The 22564-nt window shown below is 69.7% G+C and carries 22 protein-coding genes and 1 riboswitch; of the genes, 9 read left to right on the top strand and 13 right to left on the bottom strand.

Annotated elements, in window-relative coordinates; translation table 11 throughout:
* Positions 1 to 21: 21 nt before the first annotated feature.
* Both ACZ6WN_RS28500 and ACZ6WN_RS28495 read right to left on the bottom strand, forming a co-directional pair.
* On the bottom strand, positions 22 to 1008 hold the full coding sequence (locus ACZ6WN_RS28500) for a C40 family peptidase (RefSeq protein WP_465869578.1): 987 nt from the start codon (positions 1006 to 1008) through the stop codon (positions 22 to 24).
* A gap of 17 nt (positions 1009 to 1025) precedes the next feature.
* Positions 1026 to 1204: riboswitch (cyclic di-AMP (ydaO/yuaA leader) on the bottom strand.
* Positions 1205 to 1300: 96 nt separating this feature from the next.
* Positions 1301 to 1483 (bottom strand): hypothetical protein, encoded by a 183-nt coding sequence (locus tag ACZ6WN_RS28495; protein WP_091049976.1) that lies wholly within the window; start codon positions 1481 to 1483, stop codon positions 1301 to 1303.
* 123 nt (positions 1484 to 1606) lie between these two features.
* Between ACZ6WN_RS28495 and ACZ6WN_RS28490 the strand changes: the two genes are divergently transcribed.
* The gene (locus tag ACZ6WN_RS28490) at positions 1607 to 2872 is read left to right on the top strand and encodes an NYN domain-containing protein (protein WP_465869577.1); all 1266 of its coding nucleotides are present in this window, start codon (positions 1607 to 1609) and stop codon (positions 2870 to 2872) included.
* A gap of 80 nt (positions 2873 to 2952) precedes the next feature.
* A complete protein-coding gene (locus ACZ6WN_RS28485; RefSeq protein WP_465869575.1) occupies positions 2953 to 4872 on the top strand; it encodes an APC family permease in 1920 nt (639 codons plus the stop codon).
* Here the strand turns inward: ACZ6WN_RS28485 and ACZ6WN_RS28480 are convergent.
* A complete protein-coding gene (locus ACZ6WN_RS28480) occupies positions 4853 to 6754 on the bottom strand; it encodes a hypothetical protein (RefSeq protein ID WP_465869574.1) in 1902 nt (633 codons plus the stop codon). The two genes, ACZ6WN_RS28485 and ACZ6WN_RS28480, sit on opposite strands and share 20 nt — an antisense overlap.
* An 85-nt stretch (positions 6755 to 6839) precedes the next feature.
* Between ACZ6WN_RS28480 and ACZ6WN_RS28475 the strand changes: the two genes are divergently transcribed.
* Together ACZ6WN_RS28475 and ACZ6WN_RS28470 are read left to right on the top strand one after the other, a co-directional pair.
* The gene (locus ACZ6WN_RS28475) at positions 6840 to 8558 is read left to right on the top strand and encodes a DEDD exonuclease domain-containing protein (RefSeq protein WP_465869753.1); all 1719 of its coding nucleotides are present in this window, start codon (positions 6840 to 6842) and stop codon (positions 8556 to 8558) included.
* A 23-nt stretch (positions 8559 to 8581) separates the two neighbouring features.
* Complete coding sequence (locus tag ACZ6WN_RS28470; RefSeq protein WP_357337818.1) at positions 8582 to 8860, top strand: Lrp/AsnC family transcriptional regulator; 279 nt, start codon at positions 8582 to 8584, stop codon at positions 8858 to 8860.
* A 108-nt stretch (positions 8861 to 8968) separates the two neighbouring features.
* Here ACZ6WN_RS28470 and trpD read toward each other — a convergent pair whose 3' ends face one another.
* The gene (trpD, locus tag ACZ6WN_RS28465; RefSeq protein ID WP_465869572.1) at positions 8969 to 10006 is read right to left on the bottom strand and encodes an anthranilate phosphoribosyltransferase; all 1038 of its coding nucleotides are present in this window, start codon (positions 10004 to 10006) and stop codon (positions 8969 to 8971) included.
* 76 nt (positions 10007 to 10082) lie between these two features.
* Complete coding sequence (locus tag ACZ6WN_RS28460) at positions 10083 to 10493, bottom strand: Rv3143 family two-component system response regulator (RefSeq protein WP_465869570.1); 411 nt, start codon at positions 10491 to 10493, stop codon at positions 10083 to 10085.
* 138 nt (positions 10494 to 10631) lie between these two features.
* Here ACZ6WN_RS28460 and ctaE point away from each other — a divergent pair, with 138 nt between their 5' ends.
* From ctaE to ACZ6WN_RS28435, 5 genes are all read left to right on the top strand, one after another.
* Positions 10632 to 11297 carry an aa3-type cytochrome oxidase subunit III gene (gene ctaE, locus ACZ6WN_RS28455; protein ID WP_465869569.1) on the top strand — a complete coding sequence of 222 codons (666 nt, stop codon included), beginning with the start codon at positions 10632 to 10634 and terminating at the stop codon, positions 11295 to 11297.
* 13 nt (positions 11298 to 11310) lie between these two features.
* A complete protein-coding gene (gene qcrC, locus ACZ6WN_RS28450) occupies positions 11311 to 12192 on the top strand; it encodes a cytochrome bc1 complex diheme cytochrome c subunit (RefSeq protein WP_465869567.1) in 882 nt (293 codons plus the stop codon).
* Positions 12189 to 13352 carry a cytochrome bc1 complex Rieske iron-sulfur subunit gene (gene qcrA / locus ACZ6WN_RS28445; RefSeq protein ID WP_465869566.1) on the top strand — a complete coding sequence of 388 codons (1164 nt, stop codon included), beginning with the start codon at positions 12189 to 12191 and terminating at the stop codon, positions 13350 to 13352. Before qcrC ends, qcrA begins: the two co-directional genes overlap by 4 nt.
* Positions 13349 to 15076, top strand: a complete 1728-nt coding sequence (gene qcrB / locus ACZ6WN_RS28440) for a cytochrome bc1 complex cytochrome b subunit (protein ID WP_465869565.1) — start codon at positions 13349 to 13351, stop codon at positions 15074 to 15076. The genes qcrA and qcrB overlap by 4 nt, the downstream gene beginning before the upstream one ends.
* 120 nt (positions 15077 to 15196) lie before the next feature.
* Positions 15197 to 15547 carry a GatB/YqeY domain-containing protein gene (locus ACZ6WN_RS28435; RefSeq protein ID WP_465869564.1) on the top strand — a complete coding sequence of 117 codons (351 nt, stop codon included), beginning with the start codon at positions 15197 to 15199 and terminating at the stop codon, positions 15545 to 15547.
* A 4-nt stretch (positions 15548 to 15551) separates the two neighbouring features.
* Here the strand turns inward: ACZ6WN_RS28435 and ACZ6WN_RS28430 are convergent, their stop codons facing one another.
* From ACZ6WN_RS28430 to ACZ6WN_RS28395, 8 genes are all read right to left on the bottom strand, one after another.
* Positions 15552 to 16403 carry a MurR/RpiR family transcriptional regulator gene (locus tag ACZ6WN_RS28430; protein ID WP_465869563.1) on the bottom strand — a complete coding sequence of 284 codons (852 nt, stop codon included), beginning with the start codon at positions 16401 to 16403 and terminating at the stop codon, positions 15552 to 15554.
* Positions 16400 to 17254, bottom strand: coding sequence for a phosphonate ABC transporter, permease protein PhnE (gene phnE / locus ACZ6WN_RS28425; RefSeq protein ID WP_465869562.1), 855 nt, complete (start codon positions 17252 to 17254; stop codon positions 16400 to 16402). The genes ACZ6WN_RS28430 and phnE (ACZ6WN_RS28425) overlap by 4 nt, the downstream gene beginning before the upstream one ends.
* Positions 17251 to 18075: a phosphonate ABC transporter, permease protein PhnE gene (phnE, locus tag ACZ6WN_RS28420; RefSeq protein WP_465869561.1), complete on the bottom strand. Its 825-nt coding sequence runs from the start codon at positions 18073 to 18075 to the stop codon at positions 17251 to 17253. Before phnE (ACZ6WN_RS28420) ends, phnE (ACZ6WN_RS28425) begins: the two co-directional genes overlap by 4 nt.
* 85 nt (positions 18076 to 18160) lie before the next feature.
* Positions 18161 to 18937: a phosphonate ABC transporter ATP-binding protein gene (gene phnC / locus ACZ6WN_RS28415; protein ID WP_465869560.1), complete on the bottom strand. Its 777-nt coding sequence runs from the start codon at positions 18935 to 18937 to the stop codon at positions 18161 to 18163.
* Positions 18934 to 19908 carry a phosphate/phosphite/phosphonate ABC transporter substrate-binding protein gene (gene phnD, locus ACZ6WN_RS28410; RefSeq protein WP_465869558.1) on the bottom strand — a complete coding sequence of 325 codons (975 nt, stop codon included), beginning with the start codon at positions 19906 to 19908 and terminating at the stop codon, positions 18934 to 18936. The genes phnC and phnD overlap by 4 nt, the downstream gene beginning before the upstream one ends.
* A complete protein-coding gene (locus ACZ6WN_RS28405) occupies positions 19902 to 20639 on the bottom strand; it encodes an HAD family hydrolase (protein WP_465869557.1) in 738 nt (245 codons plus the stop codon). The genes phnD and ACZ6WN_RS28405 overlap by 7 nt, the downstream gene beginning before the upstream one ends.
* Positions 20640 to 20786: 147 nt before the next feature.
* On the bottom strand, positions 20787 to 21995 hold the full coding sequence (locus ACZ6WN_RS28400) for a L,D-transpeptidase (protein ID WP_465869555.1): 1209 nt from the start codon (positions 21993 to 21995) through the stop codon (positions 20787 to 20789).
* A 147-nt stretch (positions 21996 to 22142) separates the two neighbouring features.
* On the bottom strand, positions 22143 to 22559 hold the full coding sequence (locus tag ACZ6WN_RS28395) for a cytochrome c oxidase subunit 4 (RefSeq protein ID WP_465869553.1): 417 nt from the start codon (positions 22557 to 22559) through the stop codon (positions 22143 to 22145).
* Positions 22560 to 22564 lie beyond the last annotated feature (5 nt).

The raw sequence follows: 22564 nt of genomic DNA, 5'->3' as shown, positions 1-22564 counted from the left end.
TCTTCGGGGTGTTCGGTCAACTCAGCCCGGGCGGACGGCGCCCGTGTAGGGCATCTCGTCCATCGGGGAGACCTTCACACCGGTGCTCGGGTTGGAGGCGTGCACGATCATGCCGTTGCCGATGTAGATGCCGACGTGGCTGATCGGGCTGTAGTAGAAGACCAGGTCGCCGGGGGCGAGCTGGTCACGCGAGACCTGGGGTCCGCTGCTGTACTGCGCCGAGGAGGAGTGCGGGAGCGAGACGCCGGCCTGGCCCCAGGCGCCCATGGTGAGGCCGGAGCAGTCCCACGACTCGGTGCCGGTGGCGCCGTAGACGTAGGAGTCGCCGACCTGGGCGAGGGCGTAGTCGACGGCCACCTTGGCGCGGCCCGAGGGCGGCGGCAGGTTGGAGGGGATGCTGGTGTCGGTGGACTGGAACTCCTCCAGCTCATCGGCCTCCAGCTCGTCGAGCTCGGCCTGGGCCGCCTCGTACTTCTTGTCGATCTCGCTCTTCTTCTGCTGCATGGTCGTCTTGACCTTGGCCACCTGGGACTTGGCGTCCTCGGTGGCCTCGCGGCGCACCTGGAGAGCCTCCGCCTCGGTGTTGTACCGAGCCAGCAGGTCGGCCTGCAGGGCGTTGTAGGACGAGACGGTGGAGAGACCGGCGAGGAACTCCTGCGGGTCCTCGGAGGTGATCACCTGGCCGACGGCAGAGACGTCGGAGCCCTCGAACTGCCGCAGCACGGAGTCACGGAGCTCGGCGCGGATCTTGTCGAGCTCCTTGCTCTGACGCTTCTCGTCGGCGTTGAGGTCCTCGAGCTGGTCCTTGAGGTCCTGGAGCCGAAGCTTGGCGTTGCTGTAGTCCTCGTTGGCTGCCTCGGCCTGGGTGTAGAGCTTGTCGACCTTCTTGCGAACGTCGTCGATGTCGGGCTCTGCCTGGGCGGGGGTCGCTGCGGGAATGATCCCGGCGACTCCGATGGCGGCGATGCCGGCTGCTCCGGCAATGAGTCGCTTCCGGTCGCGTGTCACGAGCGGACGGTCTCCTTGTGTGTAGTCGTAGACGCCTACCGGGTGAGCTGACGGGTTCAGGCACGACCTGCCTTACCACCGCTCCTCGATCTGGTCTCCCAGATCGCTCTTGCGGCGGATACACCCCAGATGATCGGTGTGGTTCCCCGGCTCCTGGCCCGCCCCGAAGCGGGCCTGGACTAAGCGCGACACCCGCGTGGGCCGGTTGACCCACTCCCACGAGCGCCAAGTTCCTGCGCACACTAGCCGACGGCATCCCCCACCTGCCAACCACCCACGCCCAAAAGTTCGGCTACATACCTTCCACCATGCGCAGCGGCGGGACCAGGCCACCCTCGGCCAGCACGTCGAGCGCCCGGCGCTCGTCGTCCTCGATGGTCAGCTCCGGGGGCGGCCCCAGAAGCACGGTGACCACGCAGTCGTGGCACGCCAGTCCCCGCACGAGGCAGGTGTCACAGTCGATTCTCGTCGTCATGTGAGTGACGGTCTCACCGAGCACCGACATTTTTGCTTTCGTCCGGTTGCGTCCGGCGTGTCACCACCATCGCAGCACGGTATTCGAGGCGGCGATCGCGGACCGGGTCCCTACACTTGGCACATGGAGGTCTTCGCGTACGCGACGCTCCCCGACACGGTCCGGGGGCGCATCGTCGCGCTCACGGCCGGGGTGCTTCCCGACGTGGTGCGCCTGCCGCCCGCGCTCAAGCGAATCGCCGACTTCGCGCCCGCCCGGCGCGCCAAGGCCGGCGGCGCGATGATCGCCTCGGTGCTCGAGAGCGACGAGGAGGTCCGGGAGAAGGTCGGCAGTCAGCTGCGCCCGGCGTACGTCACCGAGGGCTCCCCCGACGACGTCGTGCTACCCGAGGACCCGACCGAGGCGGCCGCGGTCGTCTGGCTCCTCCGCCCCGACGCCTGGGAGGTCTCGCTCAAGGAGGCCCTCGACCGGCTGGAGGCCGCCGCGGTGCCGGCGGTCGACGCCGAGGTGGCCCGCCTGCGCAGCAAGCTGGCCGCGGCCGAGGACGAGATCCGTGAGGTGCGGGCCGACCGCAAGGCCCGCCTCGACGACCTCAAGGCCGACAACACCCTCCTGCGACGCAAGCTCGGTGAGGCCCGGGCCGCCGCACGCGAGGCCGGCACGGGGCTGGACGAGGCCCTGACCGAGACCCGCGCTGCGCTCGCCCGCGCCGAGGACGAGCTCGCCGCGCGCGACCGCCAACTGCGGCAGCTCCGCAGCCAGATCGACAAGCTCGAGCGCGAGGCCGCCGCCGAGCGGCGTACGTCCAAGACCGACCGGGAGGACGCCTCGCTGCGCGCCCGGTTCCTGCTCGACACGCTGCTCGACGCGGCCGGGGGGCTGCGTCGCGAGCTGGCGCTGCCGCCGGTCACCGGCACTCCGGGTGAGCGGGTGGAGGCCGAGCTGACCTCCGCGGACGCCGCCGCCGGTGCCGGGGTGACCAGCAGCGCCCACCTCGAGCAGTTCCTGGCGATGCCGCGGGTCCGGCTGATCATCGACGGCTACAACGTCTCCAAGGCGCTGTGGCCCGACTCCGCGCTCGATGCCCAGCGGCTGCGGCTGCTGCGGGCGATCGCCCCGATCGCTGCCCGCACCGGCGCCGAGACGACCGTCGTCTTCGACGCCCACTCCGCATCCGTACGTCCCACGGCCGTGCCTCCTCGCGGCGTCAAGGTGCTCTTCTCCCCCGAGGGCGTCATCGCCGACGACGTCATCCGCGACCTCGTCGACGCCGAGCCCTCCGGCCGCGTCATCCTGGTCGCCACCGACGACGCCGAGGTCGTCAAGGACGTACGCCGCGCCGGCGCGCGCACCGTCCCGCTCTCCTCGCTCTCGCCCCTGCTCGGCTGATCCAGCCGGCTTCCTGCGCCGCACCGCCTGATTCGATAGGTTCTCTCGACGTCGAATCATCGGGAGTGGGAGACCAGCGCGTGCGGCACACCCTCAGCGCGATCGCCAGGATGATCCTGTGCGCCGCGGGATTCGTGATGTCCATCTACGGCAGCGTCCAGCTCAACGCGCTCAAGTCGCCGGGATTTCGTGACCTGATGCACGAGTCGAGCTTCTGGATCGCCGCCGTCGGCGGCATGATGACCGCGATCGCGTTCGAGGCGATGCGGCGGGCGCAGGTTCCCGCCGCTCCCCAGGGCCCCGAGCCCGTCACGCCCGTCACACCCGTCACGCCGGTCGAGGTGGTGGCGCCCGACGAGCCCAGACCGGACCAGCGCGACGAGCGACCCGCCGAGCAGGGCGACAAGCTGAGCCTCGTCGAGGTCGTCGGTCTCGCCGCGGGCGGCGTGATCGGGTCCGGCTGGCTCCTGGCCGTACCCGGCCTCCACGAGAGCCTGGGCGAGGCCGCGCTCCTCGGCTGGGCCGCCGGCGGCGTCCTCATGCTCACCATCGCGGTCGTGATGGTCGAGTTCGGCCTCATCTCCCAGCGCACCGGCGGGCTGCTGTTCCACCCGCACGACGCCTTCGGCCCGCTGGTGGTGGTCATCCTCGCGGCCTCCCTGTGGATCTCCTACGCCATCAACCCGGCCGCCCAGGCGGCAGCCGCGGTCAACGGGCTGGCCGAGGTCGTCCCCGCCCTGGCCGGCGAGGACGGGCTCACCCGGACCGGCTCCGCGCTCGCGGTCGCGGTGACCGCCGCGATCATCGCCTTCGTCCTGCTGCCCCGACGGCTCGTCCTGCGCACCAACGCCGCCCTGACGCTGCTCAAGATCGCCATTCCGGTGATCTTCGTGGTGTGCCTGGCGCTCGCGGTCCCCGCGCCGCTCAGCGGCCCCGGACCGGCCGCCGGGCCCACCTCGACCGGCGTGCTGAGCGCGCTGATCACCAGCGGCGTGATCTACGCCTACATCGGCTTCCAGGCGCCCCTGGACGTCACCGGCGAGGTCCGGGGCGGCCGTCGCGAGGTGGCCAGGCGGGTGCGCTGGGCGGTCTACGGCACGGTCGTCGGCTCGTTCCTGCTCTACTCCGCCCTCCAGCTGGTCTACGCCGAGCACATGGCCGCCTCCGGCGCCGAGCACGGCACCTCGTACGCACGCCTGACCGACGCCGCCACCCTGGCCGGGGCGCCCCTGGACTGGCTGGTCGTGCTGGTCCGCCTCGCCGCGATCCTGGCCCCGATCGGGTCGGGCATCGTGTTCACCTACGCCCTCAGCCGCGAGGTCTACGCGCTCAGCGCGGAGAGGTACGTCCCCAGCGGCCTGCACGAGCCGCGGGCCTCCCGGCTGCCCGGCCGCACCGGCGACTCCTTCTGGCTGATCCTGCTGGTGAACCTGGTGCTGGCGCTGGTGGTCCTGGTGGCCGTGGGCGGCGACTGGCAGACCCTGGCGGTGCTCAACACGATCCCGATCCTGATCCTGTACGCCGTCACCTGCGTCGTCCTGGCCGTGCGCGCCGACCTGCTCGGGACGGGGGCCCAGCGGCTCCTCCCGGTCGCGGCGTACGCAGCCTTCGTGGTCATCGCGCTGGTCGTCAACGAGTCCGCGTGGGACCGGGTGTGGAAGGGCGTGGCGGTCATCGGCTGGGGGTCGCTCGTCCTTCTCGTGCTCCCCTGGCTCCACCATCTCCGTGTCCCAGGCCTGGGCTGGTACGACGCGAAGAACCATGGCGCGAGGCTGTTCTCCCGCGACCCGGCGAACCGCCCGTTCGCCGTGCTCGCGCTGTATCTGGTCGCGCTGACGCTGCTGAGCGCCGTGCGCCACCGGATCGACGACGACTCCGTCTGGAGCGTGTGGAGCCTGCGTGCCCTGGTGATGATCGTGGCCTCGGGCGCCTTCATGCTTCTCGTCGGGGCCGGGCGCCGCTACCTCAGGCAGACCCGGCTCACGTCGACCCGGCCCTGACCCACTCGGCCTCCTCCTCCTGGCCGGCGGCCATCAGGGCGTCCACGACGGCATCGACGCGGGCCCGGTCCTGCCACCGCCCCACCGAGCGGCGCAGGACGCCGGCGCGACTCGCCTCCGGGTAGCGGTGGAGTCGCAGCCGGGTGGTGATGCCGACGATGTCGGTGGGCGTGACGCTCTGCGCCTGGTCGAGATAGCGGATCAGCAGCCTGTCGGCGGTGTCGGCGAGCTCCTTGCGCAGGAGCTGGTGGGCGGTCTCGGCGATCGTCGGCCCGGCGCCACGACGGTTGATCGCCTCGTCGGCGAGGTGGTGCCAGGAGCTGCGCACCGCATCGGCGAAGCCGGCCGCCTCGAGGGCGGCGAGACACTCGGCGTACCACGCGACGTACGTCTCCTCGGTCGGCGCCGGGTAGACGAGCAGGTCCTCGGCGAGCCTCCAGCCGACGTCGGCGGCGACGGCCGAGCGGCCCCGCCTCCCGACCCGGGAGGGTACGTGCCCGAGCAGACCCACGATCTCCTCGGCCGGGCGGAGCCTGACCAGGGTCGCGGCCTGCCGCCGGAGCTCCTCGCCCAGCGTCCGGCCGTGGCCGTCGGCGAGGTAGCCGGCGATGCCCTCCACGACGGCGGAGCCCATCGGCTCGCGGTCGGCGCCCGTCGGGGTGAGCACCCAACCGAGCAGCTTCCGGGTGGTCTCGGCGGACGGCTGGGCCCACGACCACCGGTCGAGGAAGTCGCCGAGCCGCTCGATGTGGCCGCTGTGGGCGAGCGCGCGCACGAGCATCGCCGCCTGGGCCTCGTCGCCCTCCTCCATGAGGGTCTCGCAGATGCGCTTGAGGTTCATCGGCGTCGCGTCGGCGGCCATCGCGGCCAGGAGGCTGTCCCGGCCGGGCCCCCGGCTGCCCCGCAGCAGCAGCACCACCACGTGCTCGCGCGCCTCCTCGGCGTTCTCGGTGCCGTCGAGGCGCACCTTGAACCAGTCCTCGAGCACACGGCCGCCCGGGCAAAGCTCCCAGAACGCCGCGACGAGATCCTGCTGCTGGGCCGGACCCGGCGCCCGGCCGAGGTCGCCGATCGCGCCGAGGGTGCGCCAGAGCAGGTCCAGCGCGATCTCCCGCAGCCTCGGGCTGGCGGCCAGCGCGACGTAGAGCAGGGCCTTGTCGAGGTTGGAGCGACCGCTGGCAGGAGCGGCGAACTGCTTCACGGTGTCGTTGACCAGGTCCCGCGCGCCGAGCAGCTGCAGCGCCCGCAGGAACCGGGCGATGTCGGGGACGGTCCGCTGACGGAGCACGTCGTGGATGACGGCGTGGGCGATCGAGGCGTCGTGCTCGGTCTCGATCGCGAGCCGGGCCGCGTCCTCGGGCGGCCGGTGCAGCGCGGCGGCGGCGATCAGGATCACCCGGTCCGCGGCGGACTCCAGCGAGGTCGCCACGGCGGCCAGGTCGCCGTCCGCGAGCCTGCCGTAGGCATGCAGCGCCTGGACCGCGATCGCCGGATGGCCCTGGGTACGCAGCTCCGCGAGCCAGGCGACGAACCGGTCGACACCTTGGCCGGAGACCCGGGCGAAGGCGTGGTCGATCAGCTTCTGGGTGTTGAGGACCTCCTCGGCCTTGGCGCCGTCGAGCACGGTGACGTACTCGACCAGGCCGGCCAGATCGCCGGTCAGCGTGTCGAGCACACGCTCGTTGAACCGCAGCGCCGCGGTCTGTCCGTCCTCGCTCAGCAGCGTCCTGGCCTGCTCACCGGCCTCGGCCGGCTCGACCTGCAACGAGCCCGAGCGAGCGAACCAGCGCGCCCAGGGACGGTCCTCGTTGCCTCCCGAGGACCCGTCGTTGCCGCCGTTTCTCGCCGCGATGACCCCCACCTCCCATGTCAGGTGCGCCACACCCTAGTGGCGAAGGACTGTCGGTGGCACTCGCTAATGTGTTCGCATGGGTAGTAGTACGGCGGTGCGTGAGGCGCGCAAGGAGATGCGTGCGCGGGCCGTGGCGCGTCGCCAGCGCGAGCAGGCCACCGGTGGCTGGGAGGCCCAGCGGGGCTTCGACGAGCTCGGCAGGCCGCTGCGTGACCTGACCTTCTGCGTGGTCGACCTGGAGACGACCGGCAACAGTCCCGACAACGGCGGCATGATCACCGAGATCGGCGCGGTGAAGGTGCGCGGCGGCGAGGTCCTGGGCGAGTTCCAGACCCTCGTCAACCCCCACACCGGCATCCCGCCCTCGATCGCCGTGCTCACCGGGATCACCAACTCCATGGTCGCCTCCTCCCCCACCATCGAGTCGGTGCTGCCGGCGTTCCTCGAGTTCGCCGAGGGCTGTGTGCTGGTCGCCCACAACGCCCCCTTCGACGTGGGCTTCCTCAAGCACTTCGCGGCCAAACAGGAGCGGCCCTGGCCGCGTTTCGAGGTGCTCGACACGGTGAAGATCGCCCGCCGGGTGGTCACCCGTGACGAGGCGCCCAACCACAAGCTCGGCTCGCTGGCCCGGGTTTTCGGCTCCCCCACGACCCCCAACCACCGGGCCCTCTCCGACGCCCGGGCGACGGTCGACGTGCTCCACGGCCTGATGGAGCGCCTCGGCAACATCGGCGTGCAGACCCTCGAGGACCTGGCCGTCTTCTCGGCCAAGGTCACCACCGCTCAGCGCAAGAAGCGCCATCTGGCCGAGGACCTGCCGCACGCTCCCGGTGTCTACCTATTCAAGGACGACAAGGGCCGGGCCCTCTACATCGGCACCTCCAAGGATCTGCGCACGCGCGTGCGCACCTACTTCACCGCCTCCGAGACCCGCTCCCGGATGGGCGAGATGGTCGGGCTGGCCGCGACCGTGCAAGGCATCGAGTGCGCGACGGCGCTGGAGGCGGGCGTGCGCGAGCTGCGGCTCATCGCCGAGCACAAGCCGCCCTACAACCGACGCTCGCGACGCCCGGAGAAGATGCACTTCGTCAAGCTCACCCAGGAGCCGTGGCCCCGGCTGTCGCTGGTCAAGCAGGTGCTCGACGACGGCGCGGACTATCTCGGCCCGTTCGGCTCCCGGAAGGTCGCCGAGAAGGCCCTCCAGGCGCTGCACGACACCTTCCCGATCCGGCAGTGCGCCGACCGGCTCCCGGTGCTGCCGCTGCGCACCCCGTGCGTCCTCGCCGAGCTCCACCGCTGCCTGAGCCCGTGCGACCAGAGCGTCCCCGCCGAGACGTACGCAGCGCTGGTCTCGCGCGTGCGCGAGTCGCTGCTCCACCGGCCCGACGAGGTGGTCGACACGGTCACCGAGCGGCTCACCGGCCTGGCCGAGGAGGAGCGGTTCGAGGAGGCGGCCGTCCACCGCGACCGGCTGACCTCCTACCTGCGCGCCGCCGCGCGCACCCAACGGCTCACCGGCCTGACCCGGCTGCCCGACCTCACCGCGATCCGCCGCGAGGACGACGGCCGCTGGGCGGTCCACGTGGTCCGTCACGGGCGCCTCGCCGGGGCCGGGGTGATCCCGCGTGAGGCCAACGCGCACGCCTACGTCGCCGACCTCCAGCTCAGCGCCGAGACGGTCCTGGACGCGCCGGGTCCGGTGCCCGCCGCGAGCGCCGAGGAGACCGAGCTCGTGCTGCGCTGGCTGGAGTCCCCGGGCGTCCGCCTGGCCCACATCGAGGGCGAGTGGACCTGTCCGGTCGGCGGTGCGGCCCGGCGGGCAGCGGCACTCTAGGCAGATCGGCTAACGTGACCTGCGTGATCACAGCGATCGTCTTCATCAATGCCGAGGTCTCCCAGATCCCCGAGGTGGCCGAGGCTGTCGCCGCCATCGACGGCGTCAGCGAGGTCTACTCCGTCACCGGCCAGATCGACCTGATCGCCCTGGTGCGCGTCCGTGCCCACGAGGAGGTGGCCACCGTCGTCGCCGACAAGGTCAACAAGGTCCCCGGCGTGCTCGAGACCGAAACCCACATCGCCTTCCGCACCTACTCCCAGGTCGACCTGGAAGCCGCCTTCTCGATCGGCCTCGACTAACGGGCGAAGCCCGTCCCGTGTAGCCGAGTCGGCGCATCTTGACGCCTTGGAGCGAAGCGAAGCGAGCGAAGCGTGCAGTTGCGCCGACTCGGCGCGTGATCCTCTACCTCAGCGCGACGTAGCAGCGACCCACCGGTCGAGCACGCTCTGCGCAGCCCCGGAGTCGATGGCGTCAGCAGCCCGAGCGATGCCGCCGGAGAGCCGCTCGTCGATGCTGCCCGACCCGGCGTCGTGGACGGCGAGGGCAGCACCGGCGTTGAGCACCACCGCGTCGCGTACGGCGCCCTTCTCCCCTGCCAGCAGGCGGCGGACGACGGCGGCGTTGTAGGCGGCGTCGGCGCCGCGCAGGTCCTCGGCGGTGGCCCGGCCGATGCCGTGGTCGAGGGGCTCGACGCTGGCCTCGGTCACGACACCCTGCGAGACCATCCACACGTGCGAGGTCGTGGTGGTGGTGAGCTCGTCGAGACCGTCGTCGCCGCGGAAGACCCAGGCGTCGACACCACGGCGGGCGAAGACGCCGGCCATGACCGGCGCGGCGGAGGCGTCGGCGCAGCCGATCGCGGAGGACGCGGGGCGGGCCGGGTTGGTCAGCGGACCGAGCAGGTTGAAGACGGTGGCGATGCCGATCTCCCGCCGCGCGGCGGCGGCGTGACGCATCGCGGGGTGGAAGGCCGCGGCGAACAGGAAGGTGATCCCTGCCTCCTCGGCCACCTCGCCGACCCGGGAGAGGTCGAGGTCGAGCCGGATGCCGAGCGCCTCGAGCACGTCGGCCGACCCCGACTTGGAGGAGGCGGACCGGTTGCCGTGCTTGACGATCTTGGCCCCGGCACCGGCCGCGACGATCGCCGACATCGTGGAGATGTTGACCGAGAAGGACCGGTCACCACCGGTGCCGACGATGTCGAGCACGCGTCCGGGCACGAAGATCGGGTTGGCCTTGGCCAGCATCCCGTCGGCGACGCCGGCGAGCTCGTCGACGGTCTCACCCTTGGCGCGCAGCGCCACCGCGAAGGCGGCGATCTGCGAGGGCGTCGCTTCTCCCGAGAGGATCTCCCCCATCGCCCACGCCGCCTGGTGCGCGGACAGGGACCGTCCGGCGACCAGCGTGGTGAGGACCTCGGGCCAGGAGTTGGGCGCGGACGTCATGCCGTCGCCTCCGTCACAGAGTGGCAAGGATACGGACGCGACGGCCTGGCCTCGATTGTCGCTCGCTGGCGCTCGCTCATGCGCCAACGTTAACGGGCCGCAGCAGTCCCACCACCGTCCGGGCCAGCTCGAACGGGTCGAGCGGGTGCGACACGGTGGCTTCCGCGCGCGACCAGGTGGCGAGCCACGCGTCCTGAGGACGACCGATGAGCACCACGATCGGCGGAGCGTCCGGCACCTCGTCCTTGACCGCCTTCGCGATCCCCAGCCCGCCGGCCGGGGCGGCCTCACCGTCGAGCACGGCCAGCGCCAGACCGCCGGCGTCGAGCTGCGCACGCACGGCCGGCTCGGTGGCCACCTCGACGTACTCCACCTCCGGCAGGGAGGGGTGCGGACGGCGCCCCAGAGCGAGGATCACCTGCTTGCGTACGTCGATGTCGTCGCTGTAGACGAGGATCTTCAGTGAATTCGGGGTGGTGTCGGTCACACCCAGATGCTAGCGCCAACACCCTGCCCTGCGGGCACATGTCACACCTGGAACCCCCGCGGTGTCTCAAGGTGTAGCAGCGCCCTGAAACACGACACACAGGGTCCCAAGAAGACTCTGGGAAACGGGCAGGACATAATGGCGGACGTGGCGACAGTATCGACTCTTCCAACAGCCCGCCTGCACGGGCATCACGACCGTCCGAGCATGGTCAGCGTGGGGACGATCATCTGGCTCGCAAGCGAGCTGATGTTCTTCGCGGCGCTGTTCGCGGCCTACTTCACGATCCGCGCGGTCAGCCCCGAGCAGTGGCAGGCCAACACCGACGGGCTCAACATCCCGTTCGCGGCGGTCAACACGACCATCCTCGTGCTGTCGTCGTTCACCTGCCAGTTCGGCGTCTTCGCCGCCGAGCGCGGCCAGGTCGGGCGCAAGGGCTCCCTGCTCGCGGTCCGCCTGTGGGGCCTGCGTGAGTGGTTCATCCTCACCTACCTCATGGGCGCGGTCTTCATCGCCGGCCAGGCGACCGAGTACGCAGCGCTGGTGCAGGAGGGCATCGCCCTCAACAGCGGCATCACCGGCCCCGACGACCCCTACGGCTCGGTCTTCTACCTGACGACGGGCTTCCACGGTCTGCACGTCACCGGCGGTCTGATCGCCTTCCTGTTCGTGCTCGGCCGGACCTACGTCGCCAAGCGCTTCACCCACGAGCAGGCCGTCTCCGCGATCGTCGTGTCCTACTACTGGCACTTCGTCGACGTGGTGTGGATCGGCCTGTTCGCGACCATCTACCTCCTCAAGTGACCAAGGACTGAATGTGCGTCTACTGAACCGCTCCGTCGGTCGACTGTCGCGGCATCGCCGCCGCCCGTTGGCCGGTGCCGCCGTGCTCCTGGTCGCCCTGTTGAGCACCGGCGGCGCGTACGCCGCGCTCGCCCCGGCCTCCCAGGCCGAGCAGGAGAAGGACAACGCTGCTCTCGTCGCCGAGGGCAAAGAGCTCTTCATGATCAACTGCTCCACCTGCCACGGCTCCAACGGCGAAGGCATCACCACCCAGAACGGGAAGCTCTACGGCCCGTCCCTGATCGGTGTCGGTGCCGCCTCCGTCGACTTCCAGGTCGGCACCGGCCGGATGCCGATGGCCCAGCCCGGCGCCCAGGTCGAGGTCAAGGACCCGAGCTTCAACCAGGACGAGATCGACGCCTTGGCCGCGTACGTCGCCAGCCTCGGCCCCGGCCCGGCCGTCCCTGAGCCGGAGCAGTACGACCCGGACACCTTCGAGTCCGAGGAGGAGCGGGAGGCGGCGGTCGCCCTCGGTGGCCAGATCTTCCTGACCAACTGCACCGCCTGCCACAACTTCACCGGTGCCGGCGGCGCGATGCCGCGCGGCGGTGAGGCTCCGAGCATCCTCAACACCGACCCGAAGCACATCTACCAGGCGATGCTGACCGGTCCGCAGTCCATGGACACCTTCTCCGACGGCAACATCAGCCCGGAGGAGAAGAAGGCTGTCATCGCCTACATCGAGTCGATGAAGGAGCAGCCCGACTACGGCGGCTTCAACAACGGCGCGCTCGGCCCGGTGACGGAGGGCATCGTCGCGTGGGTCGTCGGACTCGGCGTCCTGGTGGCCTTCGCCATCTGGATCGCCGCGCACACCACGCGCACCAACCAGACCAAGAAGGGATCTGCCAAGTGAGCAGCGACCTCAGCGAGATCGAGAAGCACGACGACTCGCACCCCGAGCTCAACGCGCACACCGACGCGCTGCTGCCCGACCCGGGCGTGCACGAGCACCACTGGCGTCCCACCGACGTCGACCCCAAGGCGGAGAAGCGCGCTGAGCGCCAGGTGAGCCTCTTCTTCGGTCTGTCCGCGATCTGCTCGGTGCTGTTCGTGGTGGCCTACTTCACCGTCGAGCCCGGCTACGACGGTGATGTCTGGGCCGGCTACGGCGCCTCCAACCTGGCGCTGGGAGCGAGCCTCGGCTTCGCTCTCCTCTTCCTCGGTATCGGCGTCATCCAGTGGGCCCGCAAGCTCGTCGTCGACATCGAGCACACCGAGGACCGCCACCCGGCCGCCTCCTCCCCCGCGACCCGCGAGGCCGCGGTCGCCGAGCTCAAGGCCGCGCTCCACGAGTCCGGCATGGCCCGCCGCCCCTTCATCCGCAACGCGATGATCGGCTCGGCCGCCCTGCTCGGTCTGCCCGCGATCGTGATGCTCCGCGACCTGGGTCAGACCAACGCCCAGATCACCGAGGAGCAGCCCTACCCCGGCGCCGGCCTCGAGCACACCGTCTGGGATGCCGGCGTGCGGGTCGTGCGCGACGTGGTCGGCACCCCGATCCGCCCCGGCGACCTGGAGATCGGTGACCTGGTCAACGCCGAGCCGGCGACGATCTTCGACGGCAGCCTGCACGGCGCGCCGCTGCAGATCGCCAAGTCGAAGGCGGCCACCATCCTGCTGCGGATGGACCCCAACGACATCGACAACGACGTGACCCGCAACTGGTCGGTCAACGGCATCGTGGCCTACTCCAAGATCTGCACCCACGTCGGTTGCCCGATCTCGCTGAACGAGCGCACCACGCACCACCTGCTGTGCCCGTGCCACCAGTCGACCTTCGACCTCGCCGACCACGGCAAGGTCATCTTCGGTCCGGCCGGCCGGCACCTGCCTCAGCTGCCCCTGGGCGTCGACGCGGACGGGTTCCTGGTTGCTCTCTCGGACTACCCTGAGCCTGTGGGCGTCAGCTTCTGGGAGCGCAACACCTACGACATCGACGAGATCTTCGACGACTGGTCCAAGGACCACGCCGCCGATGCTGAGCAGTACGGCTACAAGGAGGGCGGACAGTGAGCACCGACACGTCCAAGGTTGCCGCCAGCAACGGCACCAACGCCGCTGCCCCGGCAGGCAAGCCGACCAAGGCCGGCGCGGCCGCCAACTGGGCCGACGAGCGCCTCGGCGTCGGTGGCCTGAGCAAGTTCCTCTCCCGCAAGATCTTCCCCGACCACTGGTCCTTCATGCTCGGTGAGATCGCGCTGTGGAGCTTCGTGGTCCTGCTCCTCACCGGTGTCTTCCTGACCCTGTGGTTCAAGCCCTCGATGGCCGAGATCACCTACCAGGGCTCCTACGCGCCGCTGCGCGGCATCGACATGTCCGAGGCGATGGCCTCGACGCTGGACATCTCCTTCGACGTACGCGGCGGCCTGCTGCTGCGCCAGGTCCACCACTGGGCGGCGATGCTGTTCATCGCCTCGATGATGATCCACATGATGCGCGTCTTCTTCACCGGCGCGCACCGCAAGCCGCGTGAGATCAACTGGGTCATCGGCGCGACGCTGCTGCTCCTCGGCACGCTCGAGGGCTTCACCGGCTACTCGCTCCCCGACGACCTGCTCTCCGGCACCGGCATCCGGGCCGCGGACGGGTTCATGATGGCGATCCCCATCGTGGGGACCTATATCTCGTTCTTCCTGTTCGGAGGCGAGTTCCCAGGCGACGACATCATTCCACGCCTGTTCACGATCCACGTGCTGTTGATCCCGGCGCTGCTGCTGGCGCTGATCGGTGCCCACCTGATCCTGCTGATCTACCACAAGCACACCCAGTGGCCTGGACCCGGACGCACCGAGAAGAACGTCGTCGGCTACCCGATGGTGCCGAACTACATCTCCAAGATGACCGGCTTCTTCTTCATCACCTTCGGTGTGACCGCCCTGCTCGGTGCCTTCTTCTCGCTCAACCCGGTGTGGAAGTTCGGCCCCTACGACCCGACCAAGGTCACCGCGGGCTCGCAGCCTGACTGGTACATGGGCTGGCCCGACGGCGCGCTGCGCATCATGCCGGGCTGGGAGTCGCACTTCTGGGGCTCGACCTGGTCGTGGAACATCTTCTTCCCGGTCATCGTGCTGCCGATGGCGGCCTGGATGGTCGTGCTGATGCTCCCGTTCATCGAGTCCTGGATCACCGGCGACAAGCGCGAGCACCACCTGCTCCAGCGCCCGCGCAACGCTCCCACCCGCACCGCCACGTTCGTCGCGCTGATGACGTTCTACGCGGGCTTCTGGGCCGCGGGCGGCAACGACATCATCGCGATCAAGTTCGACCTCTCGATCAACCAGATCACCTACTTCCTGCGGGCGTTCGTGTTCCTGGGTCCGATCGTGGCGTTCATCATCACGCGTCGTTGGTGCATCTCGCTGCAGCGTCACGACAACGAGCGGCTGCTGCACGGCTACGAGACCGGCACGGTCATCCGTACGCCGGAGGGCGCCTACCACGAGAAGCACCTGCCGCTTCCCGAGGACGAGGCCTACGCCATGACCGTCCGCGACCGCGGCCGGGCCGGCGAGGAGCCGGAGCTGAAGAAGAACGGCAAGCTGTCGTTGCGCGCGAAGCTGCGGGCCTTCTACTACGACCACGACGTGGACAAGCCGACCCCCGAGGAGCTCAGCGAGGCGCACCACCACGCCGAGCACGAGGCCCACGCCCTGGCCGCCCACGAGGGTCACCAGGTCGACGGTCACGACTTCGACGATCACCGCCACTCGGCGATCGAGGAGCCTCTCAGCCACTGATCATGGCTCGTACGCCACGTGGCGCCGTTCCCTCCGGGGACGGCGCCACGTGCGTTTCTGGGGTTCCCCGGGCCGAAACCCGGTTGTCCGCGTCGGGACGCGGACCCTAGAGTCCGGCACATGACCGGCCTCCAGGCTCGCCTCCGAGCCGACCTCCTCACCGCCCGCAAGGCCCGTGACACGGCCGCGACAGCCGTGCTCCGCTCGACGCTGGCTGCCATCGCCAACGCCGAGGCGCTGCCGGTGGTGGAGACCGCCCTCTCGGGCGATGGCCCGATCGCCGGCGCCGCGATCGGCGTGGGCGCGACCGAGGCCGCCAGGCGCGACCTGAGCGACGACGACATCCGCGGCATCATCACCGGCGAGCAGGCCGAGCGCCTGAGCGCCGCGACGGACCTGGAGTCCCACGGCGCGGGCGAAAAAGCCGAGCAGCTCCGCACGGAGGCGGAGCTGCTCGCGGCGTACCTCTAGAGGTTCAGCCCTGCGGGTCGAGCTCGCCGCCGACGACCTCGAGCACCCGGGCGCGTACGTTGGCCGCGGCCTCCGGGTCGCGGGCCGCCACCGCGGCGACGAGCGCGTTGCCCAGGATGAGCTGCGGGATCCGGATGATCGAGTCGAGCTCCTGACGGAAACCGGCGCGACCGCCCTGCGGGGTGACCAGCTCGACCTCGGCGAGCTTGGTCAGCTGGGTGCCGGTGAACGAGGTCAGCGCGACCACAACCGCTCCCCCGGCGACGGCCGCCTGGGCGACCTGGATGGTGGGCGCAGTGGCACCGGTGCCGCTGACGACCACGCAGACGTCGCCAGGCTGGAGCAGACGGGCCCGGATGAGCTGGTCGAGATGATCGCCGGGCGCCACGGTGCTCAGGCCCTGGGAAGCCAGTCTCATGGCGATGTCCTGGGCGACCGGCGAGGAGACCCCCGTGCCGGCGACCAGGATCGAGCGCGCCTCCGCGAGCAGGTCCACGGCCCGGGTCACCTGCTCCTCCGAGAGGAGCCCGACCATGTCGGAGGCGGAGTCGGCGATGTCGGCGAAGAACGAGCGCACCACCGTCAGCGGGCTGCCGCCCTCGGTGGTCTCGGTCTTGGCCGTGCCCAGGTCGCGCGCCAGCAGCACCTTGAGGTGCGGGAAGCCGCGGAAACCGAGTCTCTGCGCGGCTCTGACCACGGTCGCGGTCGAGACCGAGGCCTCGGCGGCGATCTCGGCGGTGGTCGCCTCGATGGCCCACTCCGAACGGGTCAGCACGACCTCGGCGACCGCACGCTCGGAAGGGTTGAGCCGCGGCATCGCGGCTCGGATGGCTGGAAGAACCGGCGCACTCGTCATGCCGCCACCGCGGCTTCGGCGCCGTGCAGGATCCGGTGACGCAGTGCTGCTGACGCCTGGTCGACCAGGATCGTCACGATGATGATCACAGCTAGCATGATTCCACCCCACTCCCATTCTCTGCCCCGAAGGACACGGTTTAAAAGCGCACCAATTCCACCGGCGCTCACGACGCCGAGGATTGCGCTTGCCCTGATGTTCACCTCGAAGCGGTAGAGCCAGAACGCGACGGTCTCCGGCATCATCTGCGGGATGACCGCGGTGCGGATCCGCTGCCACCACGTCGCACCGGCCGCGGTCACGGCCTCGACGGGGCGCGGATCGACCGCCTCGATGTTCTCCAGCGTCAGCTTGCCGAGGGAGCCGATCGAGTGGATGCCGATCGCCATCGCCCCGGCCATCGGGTTGAGCCCGAACAGCGGCAGCATCACGATCACCGCGAGCAGGATCTCCGGGACCGCGCGGATGGCGTTGAAGAAGAGCCGCACCGGCACCCGCAGGAACAGCGGCGCGGTGGTGGAGGCGGCCAGGAAGGCCAGCGGGAACGAGAACAGCGCCCCCACGCAGGTGCCGATCCAGGCGAGCGCCACCGACTCCCCCATCAGCTTCAGCGACTGCAGCCACCAGTCCCCATAGGTGAGCTCCGGGTCGGCCTGGCCCTCGGGATGCGCTCCCGGCCAGGTGAGCACGCCGTCGAGCATCTGGCCGGCGTACTGCAGGATCTCCCCGGGGAACTGGGGCAGCCGCCCCCACTTGGCGTCGTCCAGCGACCAGCCGGCCACCAGCACGAGGCCGATCAGCGCCAGGCCGGCCACGGTGTAGGGCCACTTCGGCGGTGGCTTCGGCCTCATACCAGCCTCCGGCGCAGGAGCTGGGAGAACAGGTCGATCGCGATGACCACCACGAAGATGACGATCACGACCGCCGCGAGCCGGGGATAGTCGGCCCGGTTGAAGTAGAGCATGATCAGCTGCCCGACCCCACCGGCGCCGACCGCGCCCAGCACCACCGAGGCGCGGATGTTGAGCTCGAAGACATAGAGGACGTACGAGGCGTAGTTGGGCAGCACGGCGGGCACGATCGCGACGCGGGCGCGCTGCCAGCGGGTGGCCCCGGCGGCATCGAGCGCCTCCAGCGGGCCGGGATCGACGGCGTCGATGCTCTCCGCGGTCAGCTTGGCGACGATGCCGACGTTGAAGATCGTCAGCGCCAAGATGCCCGGGAGCGGGCCGGTGACGACGGCGACGAAGACCAGTGCGTAGGCCATGTCGGGCAGCGACCGGATCACCGACATCACCGACTTGGTGACCCGGTAGATCGCCGGAGGCGCGCTCACCCTGGAGCCCAGCAGAGCCACGCCGAGGGCGATCAGGGAGCCCACGAAGGTCGCGATGATCGCGATGGCCGCGGTCTCCTTCAACGCGGTCCACAGCCGCGAGGACGGGTCGGTGATCTCCGCCCACTCGGGGTGCACGACCTCCTCGAGGATCATGACCAGCATCGGCCACTTCTCGATGACCGGCGTGAGCGAGAAGTCGATCGCCCAACCCGCGACCACGGTCACCGCGACAGCGCCGACGATGCCGCCGACGAGCAGCGGGCTCGGCGGCGGCTGGGCAGGGCGTACCTGCTTCGGCGAGCCGCCGGGGCGGTCGAGCGTGGCCTGACTCATGCCGCCGTCCCCGTACGAAGGGGCGGAGAATACGGACGCGGCGGCCTGAGGCTCACGGTCGCTCGCTTCGCTCGCTTGCGCTCGCTCATGCCAGGACGTCCTCGGCCGTCAGCGAGCGGCCGTAGATCCTCTCGAAGACGGCGTCGTCGGCCTCGGTCGCCGGGCCGTCGAAGACCACCTCACCCGCGCGCATGCCGATGATCCGGTCGGCGTAGCGCCGCGCCAGATCGAGGAAGTGCAGGTTGACCACAGTGGTGATACCCAGATCGCGGTTGATCCGTTGCAGGTCACGCATCACCAGGTTGGCCGTCGGCGGGTCCAGGGAGGCGACCGGCTCGTCGGCGAGCACGACCGACGGCTGCTGCGCCAGGGCCCGGGCGATCGCGACCCGCTGCTGCTGCCCGCCGGAGAGCTGGGAGGCGCGTACCCACGCCTTCTCCACGATCCCGACGCGCTCCAGCGCCTCGAAGGCGATCTCCTTGTCGGCCTTGGTGTGCAGCCCGAGAGCCGAGTGCACCCACGACTGCGCGTGCAGCCTCCCGGTGAGCACGTTGCCCATCACCGAGCGACGGGTCACCAGGTTGAACCCCTGGAAGATCATCCCGATCTCGGCACGCAGCCGCCGCAGCCGGCGCCCGCGCGCCGTGGCCACCTCGGTCCCGCCCACCGACAGCGATCCCGAGGTGACCGGCACCAGGCCGTTGATCGTGCGGACGAGCGTCGACTTACCGGCTCCGGAGAGCCCGACGACCACGACGAACTCCCCCGCCGGGATGGTCAAGGAGACCTTGTCCAGGCCGCGGGTGCCGTTCGGGTAGACCACCGAGACGTCGTCGAAGACGATGCTGTGCCCGCCACTCATTCGCCGAAGTTCTCCTCCACGGACTTCGCCTTCTTCAGGGCCGCCGTGTCGACCTTCTCGAGACCCTCGATCTCGTAGACCGCCTCGAGCGTCTTGAGTCCCTTGGGGTCCTTCGCCATCGCGGTGAACGCGTCGGTCACCTTCGTACGCAGCTCCTTGGACAGGCCGGCGGCGACGACGATGCCGTCGTTGGGGATCTCGGTGGAGTAGGCGAACACGACCACGTCGGAGGCGACCTTGGGCTCGTCGGCCGCGACCTCCTCGCGGGCATCGTCGAAGCTCACCCCGATCGGGTAGTCACCGCGCGCCACGGCCAGGACCGCGGCGTCATGGTCGCCGGCGAACTGGGCGTCGAGGTCGACCAGCGCGTCGCCACCGGTGACCTGACCCCACTGGGTGGCCGGGTAGTAGTAGCCCGAGGCGGAGCCCTGGTCGACGAAGGCGATCGAGGTGCCGGGCTTGATCTTGGCGATCGCCTCCTCGCCGACGGGGCCGGTCTTGGCGGCATCGGTGCCGTTGCAGTACTTGAACCCCTCGACCACCGTGACCTCGTCGGCGCAGTAGGTCTCGGGGTCGTTGGTGAACCACTGGGTGTGATAGGTCCCCGCGCCGTAGCGCACCGACTGCAGGACCGGCACCGCACCGGCCTGGTCCTCGGCCTGGACCATGCCGATTGGGCCGAGCATCGCGACCTGGGCCTGGTCGGCCTTCATCGCCACGATCGCGGCGGCATAGCTCTCGGTCACCTCGGCGCGTACCGGGATCCCGATCTTCTCGCTGAGGAACGACTCCAGGCCCTTCGCGCTCTCGGTGATCGAGTCGACGTCGCCGGAGGGCACCAGCGACAGCACGATCTCCTCGGGATCCTCCGCGGGCGCGGTGCTGTCCTCACCGCCGCAGGCGGCGAGCGAGAGGGCGAGCGATGCGGCGGCACCGACCGCCAGCAACCGGTTCCTGGGGGTTCTCAACATTGGACAGACTCCTTGAGGGGGTGAGCTGCTATGAAGGATGACGGGTCACTCGACCAGTCCGAGACTGCGGGGTACAGGTCCACGAACGATCCTGCACGAACATGGGCCGGTCCCTGTCGGCGGTCGAGGGCGTCAACGTATGCAGCAACACAACCACGCTCGACGGCGGGAGCAAGGTCATTGCGCCAGATGTCGCCGACCGACATCAACCACTCCGGTGTGTCGGCGGCACCGACGCGGTCGAGGAAGGAGTCCAGGTGCGCCTTCATCCGGGTCGGCTTGAGCGCGTCGGTGCACACCTCGTCGACCACGTCGCGTACGCCGAGGTGGTCCAGGATCGCGTCCAGCCCGCTCCCGCCGGGCGAGTTGGTCAGGATCACCCGGTGCGCGTCGATCCCGCCGAGCAGGTCGACCAGCCCCTCGGGCGTGCGGATGTCGCCCGGCTCCTCGCTGATCGCCGCCCGGCTCGAGACGTACGCAGCGCTGAGCTGCTCCTCGGAGACACCGGCCGCCAGGCCCAGGATCTTGACCGCCTCATAGCCGTCCTGAGCGCCTGTGAGCGTCTTCGGGGCGGTCTCGGGCAGTCTCTGCCCGAGGAAGGCTGCCGTGGTCTCCAGGAGCGCCTCAGGGGCGTCGGTGAGGTCTGCCACCCGGGTGGCGTAGAGGAGCGCGGGCGTGTCTCCGAGACACACCGTGCCGTCCAGGTCGAGCACCAGCACAGGCCGAGGCAAGGAGTCCACCTTCCAGAGCGCGGGCCGTCGGGGTCAGCCCTGCGCAAAGCGATTACGTATTAGGTGGAAAGTAAGTAAAGCCACGGACGGAAGCAAGCATCAACCGCATGATGTCGCACGCTAATTGCTGCAGTGCACAATGCCGACTCAGGCGAGCGCAGACCCCGCCCGGTATTCCTCGTAGGAGGTGTTCCAGTCGCCCCAGCCGTTGCCGAAGGTCATCTGGCGGTTGGTGCCGACCGTCTCGACGACGTCACCGCGGCGGGTCATGTCGTAGAGGAACTTGGCGTTCTCGTCGCTCATCCCGGTGCAGCCGTGGGAGACGTTGGCGTTGCCCTGCTGCGCGACCGACCACGGTGCGCCGTGGATGAACTCACCGGAGAACGTCAGCCGCATGGCCCACTTCACGCCCTCCATGTTGTAGTACTCCCGGTCGCCCTGGTTGATCCCGATGGTCTCGGAGTTCATGGTCTTGCGCTTGAACTTCTCGATGATCACCTTCACGCCGCTACGGGTGATGAACCCTTCCTTGCCGGTCGTGATCGGGATGGTCCGGATCTTCTGCCCGTTCTTGAAGACCTCCATCTGGTGGGTCTGCGCGTTGGCCCGGTAGATGTGGGCATCACCGGTCTTGAACGTGATCTCGCGGTCCTTCTGGCCGAAGATCCCGCCACCGGCGGGGACCGAGTTGATGTTGAGCTTCACGTTGATCGTGGAGTTGGCCTGCCAGTAGTCGCGCGGGCGGTAGTGAACTTCCTTGTCGCTCACCCAGTACCACGACCCCTCCTGCTTCGGGGTCGACTCGACGATCATCTTCTTCTCGAAGGCGGCCTTGTTCTTCACCGGCAGGTCGTACGTCACGATGATCGGCATCCCGACGCCGACCGTCTCGCCGTCGAGCGGTGCGATCGACGGGAAGGTCTGGCGGTCCAGGCCGAGATCCTCGGTGGAGAACTTGACCTCGCTCGTCTGCTCCAGCCCGTCATCACCGGTGGCGGTGACCGAGAGGGTGTAGGAGGCGGTCGGCTCGAGCACCTCTCCCGCGCTCCAGCTGAGCCCGTCCTCGGTGATCGTGCCCCGCACCTTGGTGCCCTTGGCACCGGTCAGCATGACCTCGTCGAGGCGCCCCTTGGCCACATCGACCTTGACGACCTTGTCGACCGCGACGCCGGTGGCGTTGTTCTCGATGTTGGGCGTGATCTGCACCGTCGGCTCGGCCGGCTTCTTGGGCTCCTTGGAACCGGAGTCGGCCCCGCAGGCGACGAGCACCGGGGCAAGAACCGCGGTCGCGGTGGTCAACAGCACCCGACGACGGGCGAGCAGGGACGGGCGGTGAAACGGTGACTGCGTTGACACGGTGCGGCTGCTCCAGACCTGATGTTGTATCCCGGCCCCCGAAACCGGGCGCGGGCGCGTTAACCCTACCGGGCATCCCCAAGAGGTGGCCAAGACGTGACAAGGGGCCCGATCCTGCCGGATCGGGCCCCTCGTACGTTCAGCTGCTCAGTGCTTGAACTCGCCTCGGTAGTACTCGAAGTTCCAGCCGGCGGTGGCCAGCATGCCGAGCACGGCGGCGATGATGACCAGCCACCAGGCGGCCATCGCGACGGCCAGAACGACCAGGCCGAAGGTGAGCGCGGCCCACAGCGGCCACCAGGAGAACGGCGGGAAGAAGCCGTACTCCCCGGCGCCCTCGGCGATGTCGCCGTCCTCGCGGTCCTCGGGACGCGGGTCCATCTTCATGGCGTGGAAGCCGAGGTAGATGGTGATCATCGCGAACAGCAGCGTGCACATCACCAGCGCCGAGGTGCCGGTCCAGTCGCCGCCCTCCTCGGAGGCCGAGGTGACGAACCAGTAGGCCGGCGTGACCAGCACCATGAAGGCGGTGCAGACCACGAAGATCCAGGCTTCAGACTTCATCGGGC

The organism is Nocardioides sp. NPDC054178 (assembly GCF_055585005.1).
The sequence above is the reverse complement of the archived record's forward strand: the minus strand, read 5'-3'. Positions and strand labels throughout refer to the sequence as shown.